A 26,824-nucleotide genomic window follows, 5' to 3' on the forward strand; every position below is an offset into this window, starting at 1 on the left:
GGTAGGCGCAGTTGAAGTATGACCGTTAAAAATCAATAAATATTTCATATGAAAAAATCTAACATGGAAACGGGTAATAAGTACCATGATAATATCCCGGGTAATCCGTCCACGGCTACGACCAGTAGTATTAAATTAAACGATAGGGAGAACGACTCTAGCTTGCGGGTGCTTAGTGAGGCCGACTGGCAATTTTGGGTGCAGAACGGATATATTGTGATCAATAATGCTATTACTAAGGCCCAGGCACAGGAAACGGCCCAATTTTTATGGGAATTTGAAGAGAAGGATCCTGACAAGCCTGAGAGTTGGTATGCGGCTCCGCGAGCCGAAATGAAGATGAAGGAGTTAACGGGGACGGGAATGGTAGAAGTATATAATAATCAATTGTTGTGGAACAATAGACAACAGCAAAGGATTTATGATGCTTTTGTAGATATCTGGGGCACCGAAAAATTGTGGGTGACCATTGATCGTGCCAACCTAAATTTTCCAAATAGACCAGGCTATGAACAAAAAGGGTTTATACATTGGGATTATGATCCGGAGACAAAGCCTCAAAATGTACAGGGTGTTTTGGCTTTATCCGACCAAACAGATGAAAATATGGGAGGATTTCAATGTATCCCATGGTTATACCGCAATTACGATACTTGGAAATTAACACAGCCAGTAGATAGGGATCGTTTTCAGCCAGACGTTAGCAATTTACAGGGCAAAATTGTAAAAGTTAAAATGAAGGTCGGGGATCTATTGATCTTTAATAGTACGCAGCCGCACGGAATTAGGCCCAATCTAAGTGAGGATAAGGTGCGGATTGCGCAATATATTTCCATGATGCCCGCAGAGGAAAACAATAAAACGTTGCGGGAATGGAGAATAAATTCTTGGAAAAATAGAGTGGCACCTGAAGGTTATGCTTTTCCTGGAGATCCAAGAAATTGGGAGCAATTGAAATATCCTACTGCAGAATTGAGTAAGTTAGGGGAAAAACTATTGGGTTTAAATTTGTGGTAATCATACAGTAGCCTGAATTTTAGTGTTATAATGCTCCTTAAAACAAGAAAAAGAAGTACTTTTGCACCCTCAAAAACGCAAACGTGAAGAAGTACTTAAACCTTTTTGATTTTAGTCAGAAAGTAAATTATAAAACTGAAATTTTAGCAGGGCTCACGGTGGCAATGACAATGATACCAGAGTCTCTTTCCTTCGCTATTTTAGCGGGATTGTCGCCTTTAACGGGACTTTATGCAGCTTTCTTAATGGGTATCGTGACCGCGATTTTTGGTGGAAGACCAGGGATGGTTTCTGGTGGAGCTGGTGCTACGGTTGTTGTTTTAATCGCATTGGCCAATTCTCATGGTGTAGAGTATCTGTTTGCAGCTGTCGCCTTAGCTGGAGTGCTCCAATTATTGGTTGGTCTGTTTAAATTGGGGAAATTTGTTCGCCTAATTCCGCAACCTGTAATGTTTGGTTTTTTAAATGGACTTGCAGTGATTATTTTTATGGCACAGGTAGCTCAATTTAAAACATCGGAAAACGGTATTGATGGTTGGATGGAAGGTTCTGCATTATATGTAATGGCAGGCTTAACCCTCTTAACCATTGCAATTGTTGCCATATTGCCAAAGATCACTAAAGCTGTTCCTGCTTCATTAGTAGCCATATTGGTTGTATTTGGAGTTGTCTTTTTCTTTGACATAGACACCAAAAAAGTATTTGATATTGCTTCGGTAAGTGGCTCGTTGCCATCATTCCATATCCCAGAAATTCCTTTTAATTTTGAGACCCTGATGGTTATTTTTCCATATGCATTGGTCATGGCAGGTGTTGGACTTATTGAATCCCTTTTAACGCTTAATATGGTAGACGAGATTACCAATACTAGGGGGCAATCAAATAGAGAAGCTGCCGCACAAGGTATAGCGAATATTACCAACGGATTTTTTGGTGGAATGGGAGGATGTGCTATGGTAGCTCAAACTTTGGTAAATGTCGGTTCTGGAGCAAGAGCAAGGCTTTCTGCTATTATAGGTGCACTTACCATATTGCTGATTATTTTATTTGGTGGACCTGTAATTGAACAAATTCCGATGGCTGCTCTGGTGGGAGTGATGATGGTCGTTGCCATAGGAACTTTTGAGTGGATAAGTTTTAGAGTAATCAACAAGATGCCTAAACATGACATTTTTGTTTTGATATTAGTTGCTGTGGTTACCGTTGTATTGCACAATCTGGCTTTGGCAGTATTGATTGGGGTAATCATTTCTTCCTTGGTATTCGCCTGGGAAAGCGCTAAACGTATTAGGGCAAGAAAACATATAGACGAAAATGGGGTTAAGCATTATGAAATATACGGCCCGCTTTTCTTTGGTTCCACCGCTACATTTATCGAAAAATTTGATGTGGAAAGCGACCCCGATGAGGTTGTTATTGACTTTAAGGAAAGTAAGGTGGTAGATATGTCGGCTATAGATGCCCTGAATAAAATCACTGCAAAATATCAAAAAGAAGGTAAAACATTACACTTGAGATATTTGAGCCCCGATTGCTTAAAGCTATTGACAAATGCGGAAAGTGTTATTGAGGTGAATATCATAGAAGACCCTACTTATAGAGTAATGATCAGTAAATAAGGATTGTACCTTATCAAAAAAATTAAAGGCTTACCAAGTAGAGACGGCAAGGCTTTATAGTAGCAAAAAACGCTGGTCGGTAACCAAAGTTTCCAACCAGCGTTTTTTATTAATACTGTTTAATTTTACATTGTTCTTAAATATTCGGAAACTGCCCTTGCATCCTCTTCAGATAAGTTCTGATTTAGCATAATGGCATTGTTGTATTCCTTTAGAAGTGCCTTAGCAATAGGATCTTCTTTAAGCATTCCGTCAGGATTTAAGATCATGTTCATTACCCATTCAGGACTTCTTCTTTCAAACACTCCTTTTAACGCTGGTCCAATCATTCTCTGTTCTGCCATATGACAGGCCACACAAATAGTACTAAAGATTTTTTGACCCTTTGCTGCCATATCAGCGTCTATTGCGTCCGCAAAAGAAACAGATTTAATGGGGCCAACACCTTTATTGTCCATGTCTACCGGTACACCTTCGCTTACAGGTGCCGATTTAACCTCCTTTTTGGTTCGGTTCATTTCAAAACCTCCTTTTTTCTCTTCTTTTTTTTCGCCACAGCTCATCAATAACCCAACTATAGCAAATGGGATCAATAGTTTTTTCATCTTTTTTTTTATAATTAATGCACTAAGATAAGAAATAGATTATTTTATTGTTGCTCTTCAATGAAATTTAATGCTCTTTTTTCGGTATACGTAATGTTATTGCGATCGTAGAATCCTACATGTCCCCCATAATTAGGTGATTCAAAATACAGGAAATTATTTGCTTGTGCCTCCTTATGTGGAAAGCATAGGTCTCCCAAAAAGGAATCGTTTTGTGCATTGATAATCAAAGTAGGAATGTTTATGGTTTTTAGGAATTGCAAGGAGCTGCTTTTTTTATAATAATCCATTGCATCCAAAAATCCATGTGCCCTACTGGTGTATATGTCGTCAAAATCCTTTAGAGTGTTTATTCTGGCGATCTCCCCATCGCTTAGTTTGTTGGGGAAAAGTATTTTTTTCGCCCGTAATTTCTCAACCAATCGGGCTTTAAATCGATTGGCGTACAGCATGTTTTTAGGTTTTAAGAGTTGCTCTAGGGAGCTGTGTAATTGACAGGGTGCAGAGATGACTATAGCAGCTTTGATTTCCTTGGGTAGGCTGCGCCCTTCCCCCAAATATTTCAGAGCCATATTGCCGCCAAGACTAAATCCATTTAGAAAAACCTGATCGTATTTTTCCTTTTGTAGGATATGGTCTACTACCTGCTCCAAATCCTCGGTAGCTCCGGAATGATAGGATCTAAATAAGCGATTTGTACTACCACTGCAGCCCCTAAAATTAACGGCGCAGGCATCAATCCCCTGTTTTGTGAAATATTTGGCGGCACCTGTTATATACGGGCGCTGTGCATTTCCTTCCAGTCCGTGCAATAAAATAACCACCTTGGAGGTAGGACTAATGGCATGGCTCCAATCTAAATCCATAAAGTCCCCATCTGAGAGTTCTAATCTTTCCCTTTCTTGAACTAAGCCTTTTACCTTTCTAATTATCCCTGAATAGATAGTGGATAAATGCCCATTTCTAAATGGGAAGGGTGGGTTGTAGGTTGAAGTTACGATTGGCATGGGTACATATTATTTTGGATAGGTTTCCAAGAGTTTTGTTTGTTCTTCTATAGAAGATTTGAATTCCGATTTTAAGGTGCCTATCAATTCGGATACGGTGGGAACATTATTTATAGTAGTGACTCCCTGTCCGGCAGACCAGATGGTTTTCCACGCCTTGGCCTCAGTATTTAATTCCTTTCCAAAGTCTATTTTCATATCTTTTTTTAAATCAGCTTCGGTAATTCCCGCTGCTTTTAAACTGGCACCTAGGAAATTGGCATGTACTCCGGAGATGGCTGCGGTATAGACCACGTCATCCGCTCCAGAATCAATAATCATTTTCCGGTACTCTTCAGGGGCTTTGCTTTCCTTGGTGTTGATAAAACGAGTCCCCATATACGCCAAGTCTGCACCCATTTGAAGTGCAGTAGCGATATCTCTCCCAGTGCTGAGACATCCAGAGAGCAAAATAGTCTTATTGTAAAATTTCTTAATTTCAGCCACTAGGGAAATGGGGTTGATGGTGCCTGCATGTCCGCCCGCTCCTGCTGCCACCAGGATCAATCCATCTACCCCTGCTTCTGCCGCTTTCTCGGCATGGCGCTTCTTAATAATATCATGGAATACCAATCCGCCATAGCTGTGCACGGCATCGACTAATTGGGCAACTGCTCCCAAAGAGGTGATTATTAAAGGAACCTTGTGTTTAATGCATATTTTTAAATCGGCCTCCAGCCTGGGGTTGGTAGGATGTACAATTAAGTTTACACCAAAAGGAGCTGTTTTTTTTCCAGTTTCCTTCTCAAAGTCGTTTAGTGCCGTTTTAATCGCTATCACCCATTCCTCAAAACCTTCGGTGGTACGTTGATTTAGTGCGGGAAATGTCCCTACAATTCCGTTTTTACAACACTCTATAACCAGTTGGGGTCCCGATATCAGAAACATGGGGGCCGCTACTGCAGGTAGGGAAAGATCTTTAATGAAAGCTGCTTTGTTGCTCATATGGATTTGTATTTTACGAAATTGATTTAATGCTGGCACTTAAGATTTGTAAGTAAAAAAGGAATTTTTCTCCAAAACTGTGCTACTTTTGAAAATGTTATGCATGCATAACATTTTCAAAAGTACTAAATAATATAAGGATGTTTATAAAAGATTTCGAAATTCGTTGGAGTGATGTGGATGCCAATGGTCATATGGCCAATTCTGCTTATATAAATTTTATGAGCCATACCCGAATGGCCTTTTTATTGGAAATGGGGTTTAATCAGCAGACCATGGCCACCCATAATATTGGACCGGTAGTATTCCACGAACATGTCTATTATTTTAAAGAAGCCTTTTTAGGGAAGCCAGTTAAGGTATCCTTGGAGGTAATGGGATTAAGTGAGGACGGAATGTTTTTTGAATTCCATCACAACTTTTATGACACAAAGGGGAGAAATTTTGCCCATTGTCAGATTATGGGGGCTTGGATAGATTTAACAACTAGGAGCCTCATTGGGTTGGGGGAAGAGTTTTTAGGGATGTTTAACGAGATACCCAAAGGGGATGAGTTTAAGGTTTTGACTAGGGAAGATACCCGTAAATTTGCGGTGCGGCCTAAGGACCTAGCCTAGGTTTTTTACTTGCAAAATACACCCCAATCAGCACCAAAACAATGGCGATCACCTTAATTAGGCTAAGGTGGTCCTTTCCCATTGCCATAGCGAATACAATTCCGATCAATGGCTGTAGGTACATGAAAACACCTACCGTAGAAGCCTTTAGTTGGGTAAGTGCAAATACATTGAACAAGTAGGTTAAAAAAGTAGTCCCTATAATGACAAAGGTTATAGCGCCAATAATGTCTGTGGGCAATTCTTGCCATTTTATCATGGAAAACTCGGGGTAGGTAATGGGAAGGGTGATAAGGAGACCAATAGTAAACAACCACTTCATCAACGTAAATGGATGGTATTTTTCCAATAGTTTTTTCACAAGGATAAGGTACAGACCATAGGAGGTGGCATTTACAATAAAAAGAAGGTTCCCCAAGGGAATATTGCTGGCATCACTTCTGCTTTTCGCGCCAAATAAGATTAGCGCCAAAGCACCTATAAGACCTAAAAACACACCAGCTCCCCTTTGTAACGATATTTTTTCTTTGATCAGAAAGGCAGATAATACTACAACCAGGATAGGGGTAATAGTAATGAGAACAGCGCTGTTGATCGGGGTAGACAATGCCAATCCCTTAAAAAAGGAGAGCATGTTAATAGCCATCCCGAACACGGCACATACAAGAATCCTTCTCCAATCTTCTTTTTTTAGCTTTTCCTTGGGGCCAAAAAATGAAATGCCCCAAAATAATAGGGTAGCCCCGAGAAGGCGGAGGAATATAAATCCATAGGGCTGTACATAATGAGGCATTGCTCCTTTCGCAATGGTGTGGTTAATTCCATAAATGGTAGCAGCGCCAAATGCGGCTAGGAATGCGAGGTTCCGTTTACTCACGAATTTATTTTGGCCTTGGCGGCGGCAATTTCCGCTTTACTATTACCAACAAAAATATGGTTGTCTGTCAAAATTACAGGCCGTTTTAGAAACGTATAATGCTCCAAAATCAAGTTTTTATAATCTGATTCCGAAAGGTTTTGCTCTTTTAAATTTCGCTCGTTATAGAGTCGGGCTCGCTTGCTGAACAGATTTTCATAACTTCCTGCCAAAAGGGCCATTTCTTCAAGTTGTTCAGGGGTAATGGCTTCGGCCTTTATATCTTGAAGCTCAAATTCCGTATTGGGTTCCAATTCTTTCAATATCCGTTTACAGGTATCACATGTGCTCAGGTAATAAATCTTTTTCATTTTTTGGCTTCCTTTCAATTAATAGAAAATATACCTACAAAGAAACCCATTTTCATTGAATTGTACTACTTTTAGGGCAATTGTAACTAGTAACTCAGAAAAATAAACGCATTGGAGAACGCATTCAACATTACCCTGCAAAATAGAAAAATACTGTATAAATTTTTAACGGAAACCCCAAAGGAGATGTTGTTGCGGATTCCAGACGGATACCGGAATAATATATGGTGGAATATTGCCCATGTGGTGGTTACCCAGCAACTGTTGGTCTATAAATTAAGTGGGCAGCCAATGCGTGTAGATTCCGCGTTGGTAGATACTTTTAAAAAAGGGACGGTTCCTGATGGCACGGCAACAGAAGAGGAATTAAACCAAATTAGCGGCCTGCTGTTGGCCACTGCGGAATGGGCTCAACAAGATTATGAAAACGGAGTCTTTTCAGGATATGAAGAATATACAACCAGCGTTAATGTAACCCTTAGGACGGTGGAAGATGCCATTATGTTCAATGTGTACCACGAGGGAATTCATCTGGGCACTATCCTATCGTTACTTAAAGCCTTAAAAAGAGCGTAGGGAGTAGCGATTCATTTCAGTTTTGACTTGTCACTAGGGCTCCAGATCAAAGTTTAAAAAAGATTTTATTTCCGAATAAGGTAGGGTTAAGGTTATTGGACCCTCTGCATAGGAAGCCACCTCGTATTGTTCATAAATTAACTGTAGCCCCATTTCGGTAAATCCGATATTAAAGGGGAGGTAAAACTCATCCCCCTCAAACATAAACCCAGTGGAATTGATCGATGTGCCCTGGGGAATTTTTTCTTGGATCCTAAATTTGTTTTCGGCGTAATCGGTAAAATCTTCTTCGCCCTTAAACAATTGCGTATTATCCAGTTCTATGGCTTTTTGCTTGTCAAAATTTAAAAAACGGCTCGTAGAAAATCCATGTGCTCCCCCGGTAAAGGAATAGGAGGTTAGCTGAATGGTTAGAAGGCTTTGGTCCTCATAGGTGATTTTTCCCTCTATTTGCGCTTCCCATCCTACTGGTTCATCTGGATATAATTCTTTCAATTCTAAAAAACCATTGGTAAAGGATACAATTGCCTCCTCGATGGTGCTAGCCTCTATTTCGTCGTCATAAATTAGTAGGGATATAATCTCCTCTTGGAGTGCATTGTTGATGGTAGTACTTAAGGTGTCTTTGTTAAGTGCCTTTGGGATAGCAATGGAAACTTTTGGGCAACCCGAACAGCTTTCCGAGTTAAATTCTAGAGGTTCAAATGCAAGTTGCTCTTCATCTTTACAGTTCCATACCATTGTTAAAACCAATAAGCAAGATAAAAATTTCGTCATATTAGATAGCAGTTTTAGAATGAGGCAAAGCTACAATATCATTGTAATCTCCGAAAGATAAAGGTACATTTGTATATATAAATTTTAATTATGGGCAAGAAAGCATTAAAATTCAACAGCAAAACGATACATGGCGGTCAGTTTCCTGACAAGGCCTACGGAGCTGTAATGCCTCCTATATATCAAACCTCTACTTATGCTCAAACCACACCTGGCGGACATAAGGGCTTTGGGTACTCCAGAAGTGCCAACCCCACTAGAACAGCTTTGGAAAATGCTTTGGCTAGTATAGAAAATGGAAATTATGGACTTGCTTTTGGTAGTGGACTGGCCGCTATTGATGCTGTTTTAAAATTATTGAAACCCGGAGATGAGGTAGTTTCTACCAATGACCTGTATGGAGGTAGTTATCGTCTTTTTAAGAGAATCTTTGAGCAATATGGGATAGTTTTCCATTTTGTAGGGATGCAGAATGCAGCAGCCATTGAAGAGCGAATTAACAAGAATACAAAATTGATATGGGTAGAGACGCCATCCAATCCCATGATGAATATTATAGATATTAAGGCGGTTTCTCAATTGGCAAGAAAGCATGGAATTTGGTTTGCGGTAGATAATACTTTTGCTACGCCTTATTTACAATTACCGCTAGATCTTGGTGCCGATATCGTTATGCATTCGGCTACTAAATATCTGGGAGGACATAGCGATGTAGTGTTGGGAGCTTTGGTGGTTAAGGATAAGGAATTGGCAGATCAGCTTTATTTTATCCAGAATGCTAGTGGGGCTGTATGCGGACCTATGGACAGCTTTTTGGTGTTGAGGGGAATAAAGACACTGCACGTGCGAATGCAAAGACATTGTGAGAATGGAAGGGCCATAGCGGAATATTTATCCAAGCATCCGAAAATTGAAAAAGTATACTGGCCCGGATTTGCGGATCACCCCAACCATGAGGTGGCAAAAAATCAGATGAAAGATTTTGGGGGAATGATTTCCTTTGTTCCCAAAGGTGCAGATTATAACACTGCAATAAAAATAGTGGAAAAATTAGAAGTTTTTACCTTGGCAGAATCACTGGGGGGAGTAGAGAGTTTGGCCGGACATCCGGCAAGCATGACTCATGCCAGCATCCCTAAGGAAGAGCGGGAGAAAAGTGGTGTGGTAGACTCCTTAATTCGACTTAGTGTTGGAATAGAGGATGTAGACGACTTAATTGAAGATCTGAAACAGGCGATTCAGCAATGAATTCTTTAAAAAGCGATAAAATTGATTGATAAACATGATAAATACCGTATTTTTGTCATCAAATTCAATATTAACTTAAGAATAGTAAACTGACAATATTTTTTTATGGAAGAAAGAATTAATGCATTTATGGACGAGGTTAAGGCTCGTAATGGTCATCAACCAGAATTCATACAAGCGGTTCAAGAAGTAGCGGAAACTATTATACCTTTTATTTTCCTACCTGGGAACGAAAAGTATGGTGGTAAAAACTTACTTCTAAGGATGGTAGAACCGGAACGCTTAATTTATTTTAGGGTGGCATGGGTAGATGATCAAGGAGAAATAAATGTTAACAGGGGATACCGAGTACAGATGAACTCGGCCTTAGGTCCTTATAAAGGAGGTCTAAGATTTCACCCTACCGTAAATGCTAGTGTTTTAAAGTTTCTTGCCTTTGAACAGGTGTTTAAAAATAGCTTAACTACTTTGCCTTTGGGTGGTGGTAAAGGAGGTGCGGATTTTGATCCTAAAGGAAAATCGGATGGAGAAGTTATGCGTTTTTGTCAAGCTTTTATGGCAGAACTTTGTAGGCATATTGGACAGCATACCGATGTCCCAGCTGGAGATATAGGGGTGGGAGCAAGAGAGGTAGGTTTCCTATTTGGGATGTATAAAAAAATAAGAAATGAATTTACCGGTGTACTAACTGGGAAAGGCCTTTCATATGGAGGGTCTAAAATACGGCCAGAATCTACAGGTTATGGTACTGTGTATTTCGTACAAAGTATGCTTCGCGAGATAAAGCAAACCATTAAGGATAAAACCGTAGTTATTTCAGGTTCCGGAAATGTGGCACAGTATGCGGCAGAAAAAGTACTGGAATTGGGCGGCAAGGTGCATACTCTTTCAGATTCAGGAGGCTATATTTATGATAAAGACGGAATAGATACTGAAAAGTTGGCCTTTGTGATGGACCTTAAAAACAATAAGCGTGGAAGGATCTCCGAATATGTAGAGCAATATCCATCAGCGGAATATATAGAAGGTGAAACTCCTTGGAAGGTAAAATGTGATATTGCATTGCCATGTGCCACTCAAAATGAGCTACATGAAGAAGATGCAAAACAACTTTTGGAAAACGGTTGTATATGTGTGGCTGAAGGTGCCAATATGCCTTCCACACCGGAGGCTGTAGATTTATTCTTGGAAGCTAGGATCTTATTTGGTCCTGGTAAAGCTGCCAATGCAGGAGGGGTGTCGACCTCTGGTCTGGAAATGTCCCAAAACTCATTGCGACTAAGTTGGACCCGTGAAGAGGTAGATAGAAGATTGCAAATAATAATGGGCGATATACACGCTTCTTGTATAGAATACGGGCGTGGTGAAGATGGGTACTGTAACTACGTAAAAGGGGCCAATATTGCCGGTTTTATGAAAGTTGCCGATGCAATGCTTGCTCAAGGTGTAATCTAAGATTTGTAAAAAAAATATAAGTCTTAAGGTATATTTGGGACCGAAGTGGCATTTATAGCTATTTCGGTCCCTTTTTTATAAATATTTAAGGAAAAGGCTGTACATCTATACGAAGTACAGGTCATAAAGGGGATAAGAATCTTGTTTTATCCGAATAATTTATAAGTTCATCTGGAAGGATAAATTTATCTTTGAACGAGAAAATATATACCATGCAGATTACTACGAAGGCCATTGTTTTAACATCCATAAAATATGGGGAATCTAGCCTGATCGTTAAGATGTATACGCTTTCCAGTGGGATGCGGACCTATATGTTAAAAGGTGTTCTTGCCTCTAAAAAAGGTAAGTTGAAAGCCGCGTATTTTCAACCCTTGGCGCAGTTAGAAGTTGTTGCTGTGCATAGGGATAAAGGAACCTTGGAACACTTGAAGGAGGTTAGGCTAAGTTATCATTACCAGAGCTTACATACCCAAATTGCAAAAAATGCACTGAGCTTTTTTTTGGCTGAAATGATTGCGAACAGCATTCATGAGGAGGAGTCGAACGAAGCCCTTTTTAATTTTATTCAAGCCTCTTTGCAATGGTTGGATAGCAATAATGAACATGCGAATTTTCACCTGTATTTTTTATTGACCCTAAGCAAGTATTTGGGGTTTTATCCCGATGTGAAAAATACGGATTTCCCTTGCTTTGATCTATTGGAAGGGGAGTTTGTGAAAGTACCTTCATTAAACCCAATTTTGGAGGGAAGGGAATTATTTTATTTTAAAAGCCTCTTGGGCACAAATTTTGATAGCTTAGAAGGGATCAAACTCGGTAAAAACGACCGAAAGAATCTCTTAAAAAACCTTGTGCTTTATTATGAGCTACATTTACAGGGGTTTAAAAAACCAAAAACGATAGCGGTGTTAAATGAAGTGTTTAGTTAATATGCAAAGGACTGTAGTTACCATTGTTTTTTTTCTTTTTTACGGTGCTTGGGGGCAGGAAATTATAATTTTGGACGAGGATGATCATCAGCCCATCGTCAATGTTATGGTTTATAATTCCGATAGATCCAAAACTGCCTTGTCCGACTTTGATGGGAAATGTGATCTCACCCAATTTAATTTGAATGAGCGTATAACCTTTAGGCATATCGGCTATCAGATTACAAAGGCTACAAAGACACACCTAGTTAAGAAGGGAGTACTATATCTGTCATTGAACGCTGAGCAATTGGATGGGGTGGTAATGTCCATTTCCAAATGGGAACAACAACGGAAAGATATTCCTCAAAAAATAGCGGTGATAAACGCCCAAAATATTGCATTTACGGCACCACAAACTTCGGCAGACCTATTAAGTAATAGCGGGAAAGTCTTTGTGCAGAAGAGTCAACTTGGAGGCGGTAGTCCCATGATACGGGGTTTCGCGACAAATAGGTTGTTGATTTCCGTTGATGGGGTGCGTATGAACAACGCCATATTCAGGAGTGGAAATGTGCAAAATATTATCTCTTTGGACCCTTTTACCATTCGAAATACCGAAGTTATATTTGGGCCTGGATCGGTGATTTACGGGTCTGATGCCATTGGAGGAGTGATGAATTTTTATACCCAAAATCCGCAATTTTCAACAAAGGACAGCTTGTTAGTTTTGGGGAGTGGAAATTACAGATACTCCTCGGCCAACAATGAAAATACTTTTCATGTGGATTTTAATCTTGGCAAAAAAAAATGGGCCTTTTTCTCTAGCCTTACCTATAATAGTTTTGAGGATCTTAGAATGGGTTCCCACGGTCCCACTTCATATCTACGGGACAAGCTCGTAGTTACTCGAAATGGAGAAGATTTTGTGGAACAAAACAAGGAACCCAAGGTGCAGCATCCTACGGCCTACGATCAAATTAATTTAATGCAGAAGCTGGCGTACAAACCCAACAATAATTGGGATATCAATCTGGGCTTATTTTATTCCGAAACTTCTGATTATGCTAGGTATGACCGTCTTATTAGACCTTCTAAGGATGGAGCAGGGCTGCGTTCGGCAGAATGGTATTACGGCCCTCAAAAATGGTTTATGGGGAACCTTCAGTTTTATCAGAATGGCCAAGGTAAATTCTATGACGGACTAAAGATAACTACTGCCTACCAAAATTTTAAAGAGAGTAGGAACGATCGTGGATTTCAGGATGCTATCCGATATGCTACTCAAGAAAATGTAGATGCTTTAAGCGCCAATGTGGACTTCGAAAATAAAAGAATGGGCAATTTTCGGTTGTATTATGGAAGTGAGTATGTGTACAATAAAATTGGATCCCAAGGCAGTCAATTAGATCTTGACAATTATAGTACTATAGCGTCGGCTTCAAGATATCCTGACGGGTCTAGTTGGCAGACTTTGGCGGGGTACATAAGTGGGGAGCTAAAGGCAAAGCCTAATTTCACCCTTTCCTCGGGCTTGCGCTATAGTCATGTTTGGATAGATGCTATTTTTGACAATACGTTTCACCCTTTTCCTTTCAAAAATGCCGATTTAAGTACCGGTGCCTTAACTGGTAGCATTGGATTTAGTTGGTTTCCCAAAACCGATCTTCAGCTTACCCTTAATGGTTCTACCGGGTTTCGGGCGCCAAATATAGATGATATTGGTAAGATTTTTGATTCCGAACCAGGGGCTGTGGTAGTGCCTAATCCCGATTTGGAACCAGAGTATGCCTATAATATTGAAATGGGGATCCAAAAAAACTTTAGTGATCGATTTACCTTTAAAGGTGCTGCATTTTATACTTATCTAGTAGATGCACTGGTGCGACGCGATTACCAATTTAATGGGAATAGTGAAATAGAGTACAACGGAGAAATCAGTAGGGTGCAGGCCGTACAGAACGCTGCAATGGCCTATGTCTATGGCTTTGAGCTTGGACTTGAAGCGTATTTGACCGAAAACCTTTCCCTTTCTTCCAACTTTACCATAACCGAGGGAGAAGAAGAGGAGGATGATGGGTCACATTCCCCGGGAAGACATGTGGCGCCAACTTTTGGGGATGTCCATCTGGTTTGGAAGAACCAAAAATTAAAAACCGATCTATTTGTGAATTTTAACGGTGAAATTTCTAATGGAGATATGGCGATTTCGGAAAGGAGTAAGAGCTATATCTACGCGCAGGATGCCAATGGTAATCCCTATTCTCCGGCTTGGTATACGTTAAACCTTCGTTCCCAATATCAGATTTCCCAGCCATTAAAAATAATGCTGCACCTAGAGAATATGACGGATCAAAGATATCGTTCCTATTCCTCAGGAATCGTAGCTCCTGGAATTAACTTAATAATGGGTGCAGCGTATACATTTTAGCGTCTTTAACGCTTTGTAAAAAACTATTCTTTAACCTTCTCTTGCAATTCCTTAGCTTTATCGGCCACCTTATTTGCTGCCTTTTTAGCGTCCTCACCAATTTCATTCACCGTCTTTTTAGCACTATCTGCGGTTTTATCCGCTTTTTCTAATGCCTCTTCGCTAACTTCTTTAAGTTCTTCCCCTGCTTCTTTTGCGGCCTTTACAACATCATTGCCTGCCTTTTTTAAATCCTCGCCTACTTCCAATAACGCCTCATTGGTCTCCTCTGCAGCAGTTTTAGCCTTGTCGTTTACTTCCCTACAAGACGTAAAGGAAAAACTTAGTGCCATCATTATAATAAAACTCAATACTACTTTTTTCATAATTCTGATTTTCATGGTTCAATTCTTTATTGGTTTAATATACGTAAAAACGGGGGGTGTGGACCATTTGACTTTGTTTAGGGTAAGATGGTTTCGAAAACGTCTCAAATCAACATAAGATGTTCTGTACGTAATACTCAACTATACAAGAGCGTGGGGGTCATAAAACGCTAATTCGTATGTCATTGCTAATCAGCGCAGTAGTGGTATAAACTTCATTTTTAACATTTTTAGGGTAGGGTGAAACTAGGCTGAGGTGTTCTATAGGCAAATATTCAAACTAAATTATTATGAACGTAAGGAGCAATTATTTTAAGAATTCAGGATTGATGTTAATAGCTGTAATGGCAATGGTATCATGTGATAAAAGTGATGATTCGGCCATGGAGGGAGAATCGTACAATACAAGTTTTGAAATTACAGATGCCCCCATTGATAATGCCGATGTAAAAGCTGTTTTTGTGACTATTGCCAATGTTTCGGTGGACGGAAAATCTTTGGAAGGATTTAGTGCTACCACAATAAATTTGGCTGCTTTGGTTGATGGTAAAACAGAAGTATTGGGTAATTTGGACTTACAGGCAAGATCCTACTCCAATATCGTATTTGAATTGGATTTTGAAAAGGATGTAGCTGGTAATTCTCCTGGTTGCTATGTGAAAAAGGCAAATGGAGAAAAGGATGCTTTGGTTGCGTCTTCCAACAAAATAAGTATTAACGATACCTTTGAGGTTCTTGCCCAATCCAAAAATGTTATTGTTGTGGATTTTGATCTTAGAAAAACGATCAGGGACGAGAAAAGCAACTTTACCAGCGACTTTAACTTTGTGACTATGACCGAGCTTTCTGCCGGAATTAGAACTGTAAACGCCGAGCTTACGGGAAAGATTTCTGGAACTGTGAACGATTCTAAAAACACTTCGGACAAAATTATTGTTTATGCCTATAAGAAGGGAACTTTCAACGCTGATGTTGAGTCTAAAGGTAAAGGAGAAAGTAGTGTAACTTTTGCTAACGCAGTAACCAGTGCAGAGGTAAAGGGACTTAGTGGGTCTTATAGTTTAGACTTCCTAAAAGAGGGAGAATATGAGCTTATCTTTGCTTCCTATAAAGAGGATCAAGAAAGCGGGTTATATTTTAATTCCTTATTGGAAGTGGAGTCGGCCACAGGCATAAATGTAGGAGCTATTAGCGTTACTTCTACCCTAAAATTAAGTGCCAATGTTACCATTATTGGATCTAAGTAATACTAAATTATCTTCCATTAATTGTTTTAAGAGAGGCTGTCTAGGAGACGGCCTCTTTTTTTACATTTCACCCTATTACAAGCGGGAAAATTTAAATTGTGAATAATATGACTTTTGTATATAAACCAATTACTTGGCGGAAAAGCTAGTCAATTGATAAAAGATTTTTTTACCAGGGTTAAGATGGGTAGAAATTTGTTCAGATTTAGTAATTTTGCAAACTTAAAATGAAGCATTAGAAGCTGTTATTATGAAGTTTGCAGAATATAAGGGATTAGATTTACCAAAAGTAGCAGAAGAGATTTTACACTTCTGGAAGGAGAATACTGTTTTTGAAAAAAGTGTTACTTCACGGGAAGGCAAGGAGAGCTTTGTTTTTTACGAAGGCCCCCCGTCTGCAAATGGGCTACCAGGGATACACCATGTAATGGCCCGTACTATAAAAGATATATTTCCACGGTACAAGACCATGAAAGGTTTTCAGGTAAAACGTAAGGCCGGTTGGGATACTCACGGTTTACCCATAGAATTAGGTGTGGAAAAGGAGTTGGGTATCACTAAGGAAGATATTGGTACCAAAATTTCTGTGGAGGATTATAATGCAGCTTGTAAGAAAGCGGTAATGCGTTATACGGATGTTTGGAATTCTATGACCGAAAAGGTAGGGTATTGGGTAGATATGGAAGATCCCTATGTCACCTATAAGTCCAAGTATATGGAATCTGTTTGGTGGTTGCTAAAACAGATCTATGAGAAAGGGCTTATCTACAAAGGATATACTATTCAACCCTATTCCCCAAAGGCTGGAACTGGTTTAAGTTCACATGAGCTCAATCAGCCGGGGACGTATCAGGATGTAACCGATACTACTGTTGTTGCCCAATTTAAAATTAGAAAGGAAACCTTGAATGGGGTCTTTGATGGGTTGGATAATGAGGCCTTCTTTTTGGCCTGGACCACCACTCCCTGGACATTGCCATCCAATACGGCACTTACTGTAGGGTCGAAGATCGATTATGTTGCCGTAAGGACTTTTAATCAATATACTTTTGAACCTATTGATGTTGTTCTGGCCAAATCCTTAGTAGGAAAACAGTTCAGCGGTAAATTTTTTGCTGCGAAAAGTGAAGAGGATTTTGCCAACTACACATCTAAAGACAAGAAAATTCCTTACCAAATTATTGGGGAGGCCAAAGGGGCTGACCTAGTGGGGGTAAGGTATGAGCAATTATTAGACTACGTACTACCTTATCAAAATCCGGAAAATGCTTTTAGGGTGATCTCGGGCGATTTTGTTACCACGGAAGATGGTACCGGAATTGTACATACTGCACCTACCTTTGGTGCTGATGATGCCCTTGTGGCCAAGCAAGCGGTTCCAGTGGTGCCGCCAATGTTGGTGTTGGATGCAAATAACAATCCAGTTCCATTGGTGGATCTACAGGGGAAGTTCCGACCAGAATTACAGGAATTGGCCGGAAAATACGTAAAAAACGAATATTACGAAGATGGCGAAGCCCCGGAAAGATCCGTAGATGTGGAGATTGCCATCAAACTAAAGGAAGATAATAGGGCCTTTAAGGTAGAAAAGTATGTGCATAGCTATCCTAATTGCTGGCGTACGGATAAACCTGTTCTGTATTATCCAATGGATTCTTGGTTTATTAAGGTTACCGATGTAAAAGAGCGAATGTTCGATCTAAACCAGACCATCAACTGGAAGCCCAAGGCTACTGGAGAGGGTAGGTTTGGAAATTGGTTGGCCAATGCCAATGATTGGAATCTTTCCCGCTCCCGATACTGGGGAATTCCCTTGCCTATTTGGAGAAATGAAGATGGTAGTGAGCAACTTTTTGTGGGGTCTGTGGCCGAGCTTAAAGAGGAAATGAAAAAGGCCGTGGATGCCGGGGTCCTAAAAGAAGATATTTTTAAGGATTTTGTGGTAGGGGATATGTCCGAGGAGAACTATGACAAAATAGACCTGCACAAGAATATTGTGGATCAGATTATTTTGGTTTCGCCATCCGGGAAACCTATGAAGCGCGAAAGCGACCTTATTGATGTATGGTTCGACAGTGGGTCTATGCCCTATGCCCAATGGCACTACCCTTTTGAGAATAAGGATTTAATAGATCAGGGCAAGACTTTTCCCGCCGATTTCATCGCAGAAGGGGTAGATCAAACAAGGGGATGGTTCTATACCATGCATGCAATAGCTACCTTGGTTTTTGACTCTGTTGCGTATAAAAACGTGGTTTCCAACGGCTTGGTATTGGATAGGGAAGGGAAAAAAATGTCTAAACGATTGGGAAATGCCATAGATCCTTTTGAGACTATGGATGAATTTGGTCCGGATGCCACCCGTTGGTACATGATTACCAATGCAAACCCATGGGATAATTTAAAGTTCGATGTGGAAGGGATTGCAGAAGTAAAACGAAAGTTTTTTGGCACCTTGTATAATACCTATTCCTTCTTTGCGCTTTATACTAATATTGACGGATTTGATTATTCAGAAACTGATATTCCGTTGAAGGATAGACCAGAGATCGATCAATGGGTCTTGTCAGAATTGCATTCGTTGATAAGAACGGTGGATGAGGCTTATGGCGATTACGAGCCTACGAGGGCTACGAGAGCCATATCGGAATACGTGCAGGAAAACCTTAGTAATTGGTATGTTCGCTTAAGTAGAAGACGTTTTTGGAAGGGAGATTATCAGCAAGATAAGATTTCGGCCTATCAAACACTTTATACCTGTTTGGAAACGGTTGCAAAATTATCGGCACCAGTGGCTCCTTTTTATATGGACCGACTTTATAAGGATTTGACCGATGCAACAGGAAAAGAACCGTTTGAAAGTGTACATTTGGCCGAATTCCCAAAGTACGATCCGACGATGGTGAACAAGGAATTGGAAAGTAAAATGGCAAAGGCGCAGACCATTACTTCATTGGTATTGTCTATACGGCAAAAAGAGAAGATCAAGGTGCGTCAACCGTTACAAAAGATAATGATACCTGTACTGGATGACAAACAAAGATCGGAAATAGAAGCGGTTGCGGATTTGATTAAAACTGAGGTTAATGTAAAAGAAATTGAGCTGTTGGATGATGCCTCAGGGATTTTGGTGAAACAAATAAAACCTAATTTTAAGACTTTAGGTCCTAAGTATGGGAAGGATATGAAGTTGATCGCTGCCGAAGTGGCCAAGTTGGATCAGGATGATATCTTGAAAATTGAACAAGATGGCGAAATATTGCTGCAGATTAATAATAAAAGCATTAATTTACAGCTTGGGGATGTAGAAATTTCCTCGCAAGATATAGAGGGTTGGTTGGTGGCTAGTTCAGGTGCATTAACAGTAGCCTTGGATGTATCTATCAATGAGGACCTAAGAAAAGAAGGTATTGCTAGGGAACTAGTGAATAGAATTCAAAACCTGAGAAAGGAATCAGGGTTTGAAGTGACTGATAGAATTGATATTACATTATTAAAAAATGGTTTTGTGCAAGCAGCAGTAGAAAGCAATATAGCCTATATTAAAACTGAGACACTTGCAGCGGAACTAAAATTTGAGGAAAGCTTGGACAATGGTATTGAGATTTCCTTTGATGAAGTAAATACCAGATTATTTATTGTAAAACACTAAGATTATGGGCGATGATTTAAAAGTACGGTACGCAGATAAGGATTTAAGCGAATTTAAAGTACTGATTGAGGAAAAAATTGACAAAGCAAAAAGTCACCTAGATTTGCTTAGAAGTTCATATATGAATGATGGGAATAATGGTACAGATGATACCTCGCCCACATTTAAGGCTTTTGAGGAAGGTTCTGAGACTATGAGCAAAGAAGCAAACACGCAACTGGCAATCCGTCAGGAAAAGTTTATTAGGGATTTAAAAAATGCCTTGTTGCGGATTGAAAACAAAACCTACGGGATCTGTCGTGTGACAGGAAAATTAATTAGCAAGGAGCGACTAAAATTAGTGCCCCATGCCACCCTGAGTATTGAAGCAAAAAACATGCAGTCCTAAACACTTCTAAAACGCCTGAAAGGGCGTTTTTTAGTATATGAAATATTTCTTACTCCTACTTGTTATAGGAAACATCCCTACCCTGATTGCGCAAAAGCAGGTGACTAAAACCATTGAAAGCGCCAATATTTCACAGGTGCATATAGATTCTAGAAATTGTTTTTCGGTCCAATTGGAAACGGTGGATGCTCCGGGGATATCTGTATTAGCGGCTATGGAGGGAGAGTATATGACAGATCTTATGTTAAACCTAAGGCAAGAGGACTCTGTCTTGTGGATTGGAACTGGACTTCAACCCAATTTTATAAACCCAAACGATAAACTTAGTGCCCATAAAGTGATCTCCATAAGTTTAATAATAAGTATTCCCAAAAAACTACAAGTAGTAGTGAACGGGAATAGCAGCAACCTAGAGGTTAGCGGTACTTATAAATCCCTTAAGATTACTTTAAATGATGGGGAATGTTATCTAGGAAAAGTAATGGGCGTAGTGGATGTTTTTACGCAAAGCGGAGGTATAAAAGTGCTTACCACAGGGGCTGAAATAGACGCCATCACTAAATACGGGCAATTTATGAGTGATTTTATCCCCAAGGGAGAATCCCATTTTTCCCTTAATTCCGTAACTGGACATATCACAATAAGGAAAACCGAATAATATGACTATTTTTGCCAAATCTATTTTGTAAGTAATGACTTTAAAAAAATCGCTTTTCATTATAATTTTGATCCTCCTTATAGACCAGGTAAGCAAAATTTATATTAAGACCCATTTTGTTTTGGGAGAATCAATAGACGTATTTAATTGGTTCAAAATATTATTTATTGAGAATGAAGGGGCGGCCTGGGGCACCAAGTTAAGTGATATTTTCCCTATTTCTGATAAGGTTGGAAAACTGATACTGACCATTTTTAGATTGTTTGCGATTGTAGGAATAGGCTATTGGCTCTTTGATACCATAAAAAAGAATTCTTCTAAAACATTAATTATAGCAGTGTCTCTTATTTTTGCCGGGGCACTTGGTAATATCTTGGATTCAGTTTTTTACGGAATGATCTTTAACGACAGTTATTCCCAAGTGGCCACAGTTTTTTCAGCGGAGCCGTATGGGAGTATTTTTCATGGGAAAGTGGTAGATATGCTCTATTTCCCAATGATAGATGTGCTGTGGCCAGATTGGGTCCCGTTTGTAGGTGGAAATAATTTCCGTTTTTTTGAACCCGTTTTCAACATTGCAGATATGGCCATAAGTACTGGTGTAGGAATCTTGATCGTCTTCAATAAAAAAGCTTTTGGACATCCTATAAACGAGTCTAAAACGAATATATCCGATCAGGAGTAACGCAATAATCCAACGGTACATCATGAGGTTCGGAGTCCGAAATTAAGTCCTCAGCCAAGAATAGGGATAGTCCTATCTTTATAATATCTGGTCTGCATGTCTTTAATAAGGTGTCGTAAAAACCTTTGCCATAACCTACCCTGTTGCCTTGAAGGTCAAAAGCCAATAAGGGAATAAAGATAACATCCAACTTTTTTGGGGGAACCTCAATCCCGTCTACCGGTTCTGGAATGTTCCAATGATTTTTTTTAATAATACTGTTATCAGTCAGTAGGTAATTGATGAGATTTTGGTGGTCCACCATTTTCGGTAGTACCACATTTTTATCCTTACCTTGTAAAATGGATAGTACCATACTGGTGTCTATCTCTTTTTTCTCTGAAATACTTAGGAATAGGTGGTAATAGGAAAAATCCCATATCGGGATTTTAAGAAGTTGGTTGGCAATGGCCAAACTATAATCGTCAAGTTGCTGGATACTAAGATTTTCGCGACGTTCTTGATATTTCAATCGCAAATCTTTTTTCAACATAGTTACGGATTGGATTCTAAAAAATTTGGGGGAACAAGAATGGAATTGTGGATAACTATTCTCTTACTCCTACCTTAAAATAATAATAAATCTTAAATACAACCATTAAAATTAAGTAAGTTGCTAGGGTGATTATGTAGTTGTCCATCTGCAATTCTGCTTTATGATTTTTTTAAAGGTACTTAAAAAAGCACTAGTTTATCTATAAAGCGCACCATTTAATCGATGAAATACACAAATTTTAACATATTATTTTGTTTTTAAAGTGATAGTTTTCAGCTCTATGAATGTTTATAACACATAAATAACTGATTATCAAATCGTTATATATTTTTACCCATTTGAGTCATAATCAGGGCGATTTGGTGCTTAATCGGATAAAAATTAGTTTAAACGATTTTTTTTGGATAAATGAGGTATAGTATTCGATTGTTTTTGAGAGTTCGCTGCATAATATCCCTACGGACACCCTCGTAGGGTGGAGTTGATTTTTCGGAGCTCGTTAAAAGTTTATAATTCCTGTGTGCTTTGATAAAAACGTAGTAATTTTCCTTGATAATTAAGAACGTAGAAACCTTAATAAAATGCCCTATACCCCTATCGATGTACAATTAAAATCTTTACCGGAAAATCCGGGAGTATATCAATTTTATGATGTTGAAGAAAAGATACTTTATGTAGGTAAGGCTAAAAATTTAAAGAAAAGGGTTGCGTCTTATTTTAACAAAAATCACGAGTACGGGAAGACGAGGGTTCTTGTAAAGAAAATTAAAAACATTAGGCATATAGTGGTTCCTACCGAATCCGATGCCCTGCTTCTCGAAAATAATCTTATCAAAAAGTACAGGCCAAGATATAATGTGCTTTTAAAGGACGACAAGACCTATCCGTGGATCTGTATTAAAAATGAACGGTTTCCAAGGATCTTCCCTACTAGAAGATATATTAAGGATGGATCAGAGTATTTTGGTCCCTATACCAGTATGAAGACCGTACATACCCTGCTGGATCTTATAAAAAGTGTTTACTCCTTGCGTACCTGTAATTACGATCTATCCCCAGATAAAATTGCGGCCGATAAGTATAAGGTGTGTTTGGAATATCATTTGGGGAACTGTAAAGGGCCGTGTGAAGGTTTGCAATCTGAGGAAGATTACAACCGGCAAATTGCTGATATACGGGAGATTGTAAAGGGTAGTTTTAAGGAGTCCTTACATTATTTTAGGGATCAAATGAAGTCCTTGGCCCAGGAAATGAAGTTCGAGGAAGCCCAGAAGATCAAGGATAAAATAGATGTTTTGGAAAACTATCAGGTAAAAACAACGATAGTAAATCCCAATATCAATAATGTAGATGTCTTTACCATTGTTTCAGATGAGGCATTTGCCTATGTAAATTTCCTACAGCTTTCCCATGGGTCCATCATACGCTCCCATACCATGGAAATCAAGAAAAAATTGGATGAAACTGATGCCGAGTTGCTTCAGTTGGCGGTTGTGGAGATTAGGCAACGGTTTAATTCGCAATCCAAGGAAATTTACCTTCCGTATGTGATAGCTCTGGAGGACCATTTAAAAATTGTGGTACCCAAATTGGGGGATAAGAAAAAGATATTGGAGCTATCTGAGCGAAACGCTAAATTTTTCCGTCTGGACAGATTTAAGCAAATAAAAATTATTGATCCGGACAGGCATACCAATAGGCTCATGGCGCAAATGAAGACTGATCTTCGACTAGCAAAAGAGCCCAGACATATAGAATGTTTTGATAATTCCAACATCCAAGGTACCCATCCTGTTGCGGCATGTGTAGTGTTTAGGGATGGAAAACCAACGAAAAAGGAATACAGGCATTACAATATTAAAACGGTTTCCGGTCCAGATGATTTTGCTTCTATGGAAGAGGTGGTCTTTAGGCGGTATAAACGATTGACCGAAGAGGGTGAATCCTTGCCGCAACTTATAGTTATAGATGGGGGTAAAGGGCAGCTTTCATCTGCCTTAAAAAGTTTGGATGAATTAGGTCTTAGAGGGAAAATTGCCATTGTGGGCATAGCCAAAAGATTGGAAGAAATATATTTCCCGGGCGACCCCATTCCCCTATATTTGGATAAAAGGTCCGAATCCCTAAAAATCATCCAACAACTTAGGAACGAAGCGCATCGATTTGGGATTAGCTTTCATAGGAATAAGAGGAGTAAGGCGGCTATTGATTCTGAACTGGAAGCAATTAAAGGCATAGGTAAGAAGACAGTAGAGGAACTGTTAAAAAAATATAAATCTGTAAAAAGGGTCAAAGAAGCCTCTCTGGAAGAGCTTGCGGAAACCGTAGGTAATTCCAAGGCGAAAATAATTTATGAATCCTTTCATTAAACCCCTAATTTAGTAAAATGCCAAAATACTTGATGCTCCTATTTTTAATCATTTTTTCTACTGCGTTTCGCGGACAGGATTCTAATAAGCATAAAGATTTAAAAATAGGGCTTGTCCTTAGTGGCGGTGGAGCCAAGGGCTTGGCCCATATAGGTGCACTAAAGGTTATTGAGGAAGCGGGTGTAAAAATAGACTATATAGGGGGTACCAGTATGGGGGCTATCGTGGGGGCGCTCTACGCGTCGGGATACACGGCTTCCGAACTAGATTCCATATTTAGGAGCACCAATTTTATGAGCCTAATCCAGGATAATGTGCCCAGAAGCTCCAAAACATTCTATGAGAAGGAAGATTCGGAAAGATATGCCATTACCCTTCCTTTTAATGGATTTAAAATAACCATACCGCAAGCCATTTCTGGAGGGCAAAGTATTTATAACGAGTTTGTGAGATTGCTTTATCATGTAAAGGACGTAAAGGATTTTAGCAAATTAAAAATTCCGTTTGTCTGCATAGCTACCGATATAGAAACTGGGGATGAAGTGCGTTTAGATCATGGGTATTTGCCACAGGCTATTTTAGCCAGCGGGACTTTTCCTTCCCTATTTAGACCAGTGGAGTTAGATGGGAAAGTGTTAATTGATGGTGGGGTGGTCAATAACTATCCCTTGAGGGAAGTGAAAAAAATGGGAGCCGATATTATTATAGGAGTCGATGTTCAACACGGCCTTTCCGATCGGGAAAATCTAGTTTCCGCTACGGAAATTCTTCTGCAGATTAACAATTATAGAACAGTGAGGGATATGGAAAAAAAATCGGAACTGACCGATATTTACATCACCCCTGATATAAAGGAATATTCGGTAATCGATTTTAATTATGGCAGTGCCATAATAGATAAAGGAGAAGTGGCGGCTCGCTTAAAATTTGATGATTTGGTGAAGTTGGCGGGTGACCCGTTTGTTAAAAAAAGAGGGGTAATTCCAGCAAAACTCAAGGATACCATTCATGTAAATGAGCTGATGATACAGGGGAATTACAATTATTCTAGGGCCTATATCATGGGTAAGCTTCGGTTTAACGTAGATGATGATATTACCTTTGCTAAATTACAAAGGGGTATCAATAACTTGTCGGCCACCGGTAACTTTAGGTCCATAAAATACGAGATGTTGGGTAATGGTGATGGGGTTGGCCTGCTGCTCAACGTAACAGAAAATCCGGACAAAATGTTTATCAGGTTGGGCTTGCATTATGATGATCTGTATAAAAGTGCCGGAATTGCAAATCTAACTAAGAAGAACTTTTTAATGGATGATGATGTGGCCTCGTTCGATATTATTATAGGGGATAATCTTAGGTATAATTTGGAGTATTATGTGGATAAAGGGTTTTACTGGAGTTTCGGTATAAATTCCAATTTCGATGATTTTAACAAGGAGATAGATTTTGATTTGATAAGATCCAATTTTGAGGTAGATGCTAGTTCCAATATCCAAAAAATAAATCTGAGTGCCACAGATCTTACCAACCAGGTATATGTGCAAACGGTATTGAAGGAAGAATTTGCATTTACTTTGGGATTGGAGCATAAGTTGTTGAAATACAGCACTAAAACGCTAAATGTTGCGGATACTACTAGTACGTCTTCTACCGTTCCGTCTAATAGTAGAACCTATTTTGAGAATAGTAATTTTTACAGTGCTTACGGTAAGCTGACCTATGATACTTATGATGATATTTTCTTCCCCACCAAAGGACTGTTTTTCGACGGTGATTTTCACTTTTATGTATTGTCGTCAGATTTTAATAATAATTTCAAGGAGTTTTCCATAGGCAAGGCCAGAATGGGGGGTGCATTCTCACTTTTCAATAAGGTCTATCTAAATTTAGAAGCTGAAGGCGGATTTAAATGGGGTATTTCACCCGTTGCTTCAATGGATTTTATATTGGGAGGTTTTGGCACCCATTTGGTAAACAATGCAATTCCCTTTTATGGATATGATTTTTTGAGCCTTGTAGGAAATAGTTTTGTTAAGACAACAGCCAAGATAGATTATGAGTTTGTGCCTAAAAATCATATTCTTATTACGGCAAATTTCGCCAATGTAGGAGATGACCTTTTTAGGACCGCAGATTGGTTTAAGGAACCAGAGTTTTCTGGCTATGGTATTGGTTACGGTCTTGAATCCTTTATTGGTCCCATTCAGTTCTATTATACTTTTTCTCCCGAGCAAAAGGAAAATCATCTCTTCTTCAGTGTTGGGTATTGGTTTTAAGGACCCCCTTAATGTTTATGGCCTCCAAATAATATTAATTAACAAAATAGGATGATATTTATTGCGATATTTGTTATTTAAGCGACAAGTATTTTAAGATGCTATACTGCAAAATAGGGGTTGTCGCTTATTTTAGAGCGATGAGGTAAAATGGCCAGGAATTTCTTGGAGA

Annotated in this window: 23 protein-coding genes; 15 read left to right on the forward strand and 8 right to left on the reverse strand. The window is 39.3% G+C overall.

Annotated features, from left to right (window positions below):
• The first annotated feature begins 48 nt into the window (after positions 1 to 48).
• Both KCTC52924_RS07485 and KCTC52924_RS07490 read left to right on the forward strand, forming a co-directional pair.
• Positions 49 to 1,017 (forward strand): phytanoyl-CoA dioxygenase family protein, encoded by a 969-nt coding sequence (locus KCTC52924_RS07485; protein ID WP_251806101.1) that lies wholly within the window; start codon positions 49 to 51, stop codon positions 1,015 to 1,017.
• A gap of 83 nt (positions 1,018 to 1,100) precedes the next feature.
• Entirely contained in the window at positions 1,101 to 2,636 is a 1,536-nt protein-coding gene (locus KCTC52924_RS07490) for a SulP family inorganic anion transporter (protein WP_251806102.1), read from the forward strand.
• A gap of 125 nt (positions 2,637 to 2,761) precedes the next feature.
• Here the strand turns inward: KCTC52924_RS07490 and KCTC52924_RS07495 are convergent, their stop codons facing one another.
• From KCTC52924_RS07495 to KCTC52924_RS07505, 3 genes are read right to left on the reverse strand one after another with little or no spacing between them, the layout of a single operon-like run.
• A complete protein-coding gene (locus KCTC52924_RS07495) occupies positions 2,762 to 3,241 on the reverse strand; it encodes a cytochrome c (protein ID WP_251806103.1) in 480 nt (159 codons plus the stop codon).
• Positions 3,242 to 3,285: 44 nt separating this feature from the next.
• Positions 3,286 to 4,248 (reverse strand): YheT family hydrolase, encoded by a 963-nt coding sequence (locus KCTC52924_RS07500; RefSeq protein WP_251806104.1) that lies wholly within the window; start codon positions 4,246 to 4,248, stop codon positions 3,286 to 3,288.
• A gap of 9 nt (positions 4,249 to 4,257) precedes the next feature.
• Positions 4,258 to 5,232, reverse strand: coding sequence for a nitronate monooxygenase family protein (locus KCTC52924_RS07505; protein ID WP_251806105.1), 975 nt, complete (start codon positions 5,230 to 5,232; stop codon positions 4,258 to 4,260).
• Positions 5,233 to 5,372: 140 nt separating this feature from the next.
• Between KCTC52924_RS07505 and KCTC52924_RS07510 the strand changes: the two genes are divergently transcribed.
• Entirely contained in the window at positions 5,373 to 5,849 is a 477-nt protein-coding gene (locus tag KCTC52924_RS07510) for a thioesterase family protein (RefSeq protein ID WP_251806106.1), read from the forward strand.
• Here the strand turns inward: KCTC52924_RS07510 and KCTC52924_RS07515 are convergent.
• Complete coding sequence (locus KCTC52924_RS07515; protein WP_251806107.1) at positions 5,833 to 6,726, reverse strand: DMT family transporter; 894 nt, start codon at positions 6,724 to 6,726, stop codon at positions 5,833 to 5,835. The genes KCTC52924_RS07510 and KCTC52924_RS07515 overlap by 17 nt on opposite strands.
• On the reverse strand, positions 6,723 to 7,076 hold the full coding sequence (locus tag KCTC52924_RS07520) for an arsenate reductase family protein (RefSeq protein ID WP_251806108.1): 354 nt from the start codon (positions 7,074 to 7,076) through the stop codon (positions 6,723 to 6,725). Before KCTC52924_RS07520 ends, KCTC52924_RS07515 begins: the two co-directional genes overlap by 4 nt.
• Before the next feature lie 111 nt (positions 7,077 to 7,187).
• Between KCTC52924_RS07520 and KCTC52924_RS07525 the strand changes: the two genes are divergently transcribed.
• A complete protein-coding gene (locus KCTC52924_RS07525) occupies positions 7,188 to 7,652 on the forward strand; it encodes a DinB family protein (RefSeq protein ID WP_251806109.1) in 465 nt (154 codons plus the stop codon).
• 33 nt (positions 7,653 to 7,685) lie between these two features.
• Here KCTC52924_RS07525 and KCTC52924_RS07530 read toward each other — a convergent pair whose 3' ends face one another.
• Positions 7,686 to 8,429 carry a DUF3298 and DUF4163 domain-containing protein gene (locus tag KCTC52924_RS07530; RefSeq protein ID WP_251806110.1) on the reverse strand — a complete coding sequence of 248 codons (744 nt, stop codon included), beginning with the start codon at positions 8,427 to 8,429 and terminating at the stop codon, positions 7,686 to 7,688.
• A gap of 90 nt (positions 8,430 to 8,519) precedes the next feature.
• On the opposite strand from KCTC52924_RS07530, the gene KCTC52924_RS07535 reads away from it, so the two are divergent.
• From KCTC52924_RS07535 to KCTC52924_RS07550, 4 genes are all read left to right on the forward strand, one after another.
• Positions 8,520 to 9,677: a cystathionine gamma-synthase gene (locus KCTC52924_RS07535; protein ID WP_251806111.1), complete on the forward strand. Its 1,158-nt coding sequence runs from the start codon at positions 8,520 to 8,522 to the stop codon at positions 9,675 to 9,677.
• A gap of 105 nt (positions 9,678 to 9,782) precedes the next feature.
• The gene (gdhA, locus tag KCTC52924_RS07540; RefSeq protein ID WP_251806112.1) at positions 9,783 to 11,132 is read left to right on the forward strand and encodes an NADP-specific glutamate dehydrogenase; all 1,350 of its coding nucleotides are present in this window, start codon (positions 9,783 to 9,785) and stop codon (positions 11,130 to 11,132) included.
• Positions 11,133 to 11,323: 191 nt separating this feature from the next.
• Positions 11,324 to 12,064: a DNA repair protein RecO gene (gene recO / locus KCTC52924_RS07545; protein WP_370671525.1), complete on the forward strand. Its 741-nt coding sequence runs from the start codon at positions 11,324 to 11,326 to the stop codon at positions 12,062 to 12,064.
• On the forward strand, positions 12,048 to 14,474 hold the full coding sequence (locus KCTC52924_RS07550; RefSeq protein ID WP_370671526.1) for a TonB-dependent receptor plug domain-containing protein: 2,427 nt from the start codon (positions 12,048 to 12,050) through the stop codon (positions 14,472 to 14,474). Before recO ends, KCTC52924_RS07550 begins: the two co-directional genes overlap by 17 nt.
• Positions 14,475 to 14,497: 23 nt before the next feature.
• On the opposite strand, the gene KCTC52924_RS07555 is transcribed toward KCTC52924_RS07550, so the two are convergent.
• The gene (locus tag KCTC52924_RS07555) at positions 14,498 to 14,839 is read right to left on the reverse strand and encodes a hypothetical protein (protein WP_251806114.1); all 342 of its coding nucleotides are present in this window, start codon (positions 14,837 to 14,839) and stop codon (positions 14,498 to 14,500) included.
• A gap of 290 nt (positions 14,840 to 15,129) precedes the next feature.
• Here KCTC52924_RS07555 and KCTC52924_RS07560 point away from each other — a divergent pair, with 290 nt between their 5' ends.
• The 5 genes from KCTC52924_RS07560 to KCTC52924_RS07580 all read left to right on the forward strand — a co-directional run bounded on the left by KCTC52924_RS07560 (position 15,130) and on the right by KCTC52924_RS07580 (position 21,469).
• Positions 15,130 to 16,086 (forward strand): DUF4382 domain-containing protein, encoded by a 957-nt coding sequence (locus KCTC52924_RS07560; protein WP_251806115.1) that lies wholly within the window; start codon positions 15,130 to 15,132, stop codon positions 16,084 to 16,086.
• A gap of 250 nt (positions 16,087 to 16,336) precedes the next feature.
• Positions 16,337 to 19,738, forward strand: a complete 3,402-nt coding sequence (gene ileS / locus KCTC52924_RS07565) for an isoleucine--tRNA ligase (RefSeq protein ID WP_251806116.1) — start codon at positions 16,337 to 16,339, stop codon at positions 19,736 to 19,738.
• A 4-nt stretch (positions 19,739 to 19,742) separates the two neighbouring features.
• A complete protein-coding gene (locus tag KCTC52924_RS07570) occupies positions 19,743 to 20,126 on the forward strand; it encodes a TraR/DksA C4-type zinc finger protein (protein ID WP_251806117.1) in 384 nt (127 codons plus the stop codon).
• Positions 20,127 to 20,163: 37 nt separating this feature from the next.
• Positions 20,164 to 20,784: a hypothetical protein gene (locus tag KCTC52924_RS07575; protein WP_251806118.1), complete on the forward strand. Its 621-nt coding sequence runs from the start codon at positions 20,164 to 20,166 to the stop codon at positions 20,782 to 20,784.
• Between the two features lie 34 nt (positions 20,785 to 20,818).
• Entirely contained in the window at positions 20,819 to 21,469 is a 651-nt protein-coding gene (locus KCTC52924_RS07580; protein ID WP_251806119.1) for a lipoprotein signal peptidase, read from the forward strand.
• Here KCTC52924_RS07580 and KCTC52924_RS07585 read toward each other — a convergent pair.
• Complete coding sequence (locus KCTC52924_RS07585; RefSeq protein WP_251806120.1) at positions 21,441 to 22,001, reverse strand: 5-formyltetrahydrofolate cyclo-ligase; 561 nt, start codon at positions 21,999 to 22,001, stop codon at positions 21,441 to 21,443. The genes KCTC52924_RS07580 and KCTC52924_RS07585 overlap by 29 nt on opposite strands.
• A 584-nt stretch (positions 22,002 to 22,585) precedes the next feature.
• On the opposite strand from KCTC52924_RS07585, the gene uvrC reads away from it, so the two are divergent.
• Positions 22,586 to 24,373, forward strand: a complete 1,788-nt coding sequence (gene uvrC / locus KCTC52924_RS07590) for an excinuclease ABC subunit UvrC (RefSeq protein ID WP_251806121.1) — start codon at positions 22,586 to 22,588, stop codon at positions 24,371 to 24,373.
• 17 nt (positions 24,374 to 24,390) lie between these two features.
• Entirely contained in the window at positions 24,391 to 26,652 is a 2,262-nt protein-coding gene (locus KCTC52924_RS07595; RefSeq protein WP_251806122.1) for a patatin-like phospholipase family protein, read from the forward strand.
• Positions 26,653 to 26,824: the final 172 nt, after the last annotated feature.

This window comes from Arenibacter antarcticus (assembly GCF_041320605.1).
In the GTDB taxonomy this organism is placed as follows: domain Bacteria; phylum Bacteroidota; class Bacteroidia; order Flavobacteriales; family Flavobacteriaceae; genus Arenibacter; species Arenibacter antarcticus.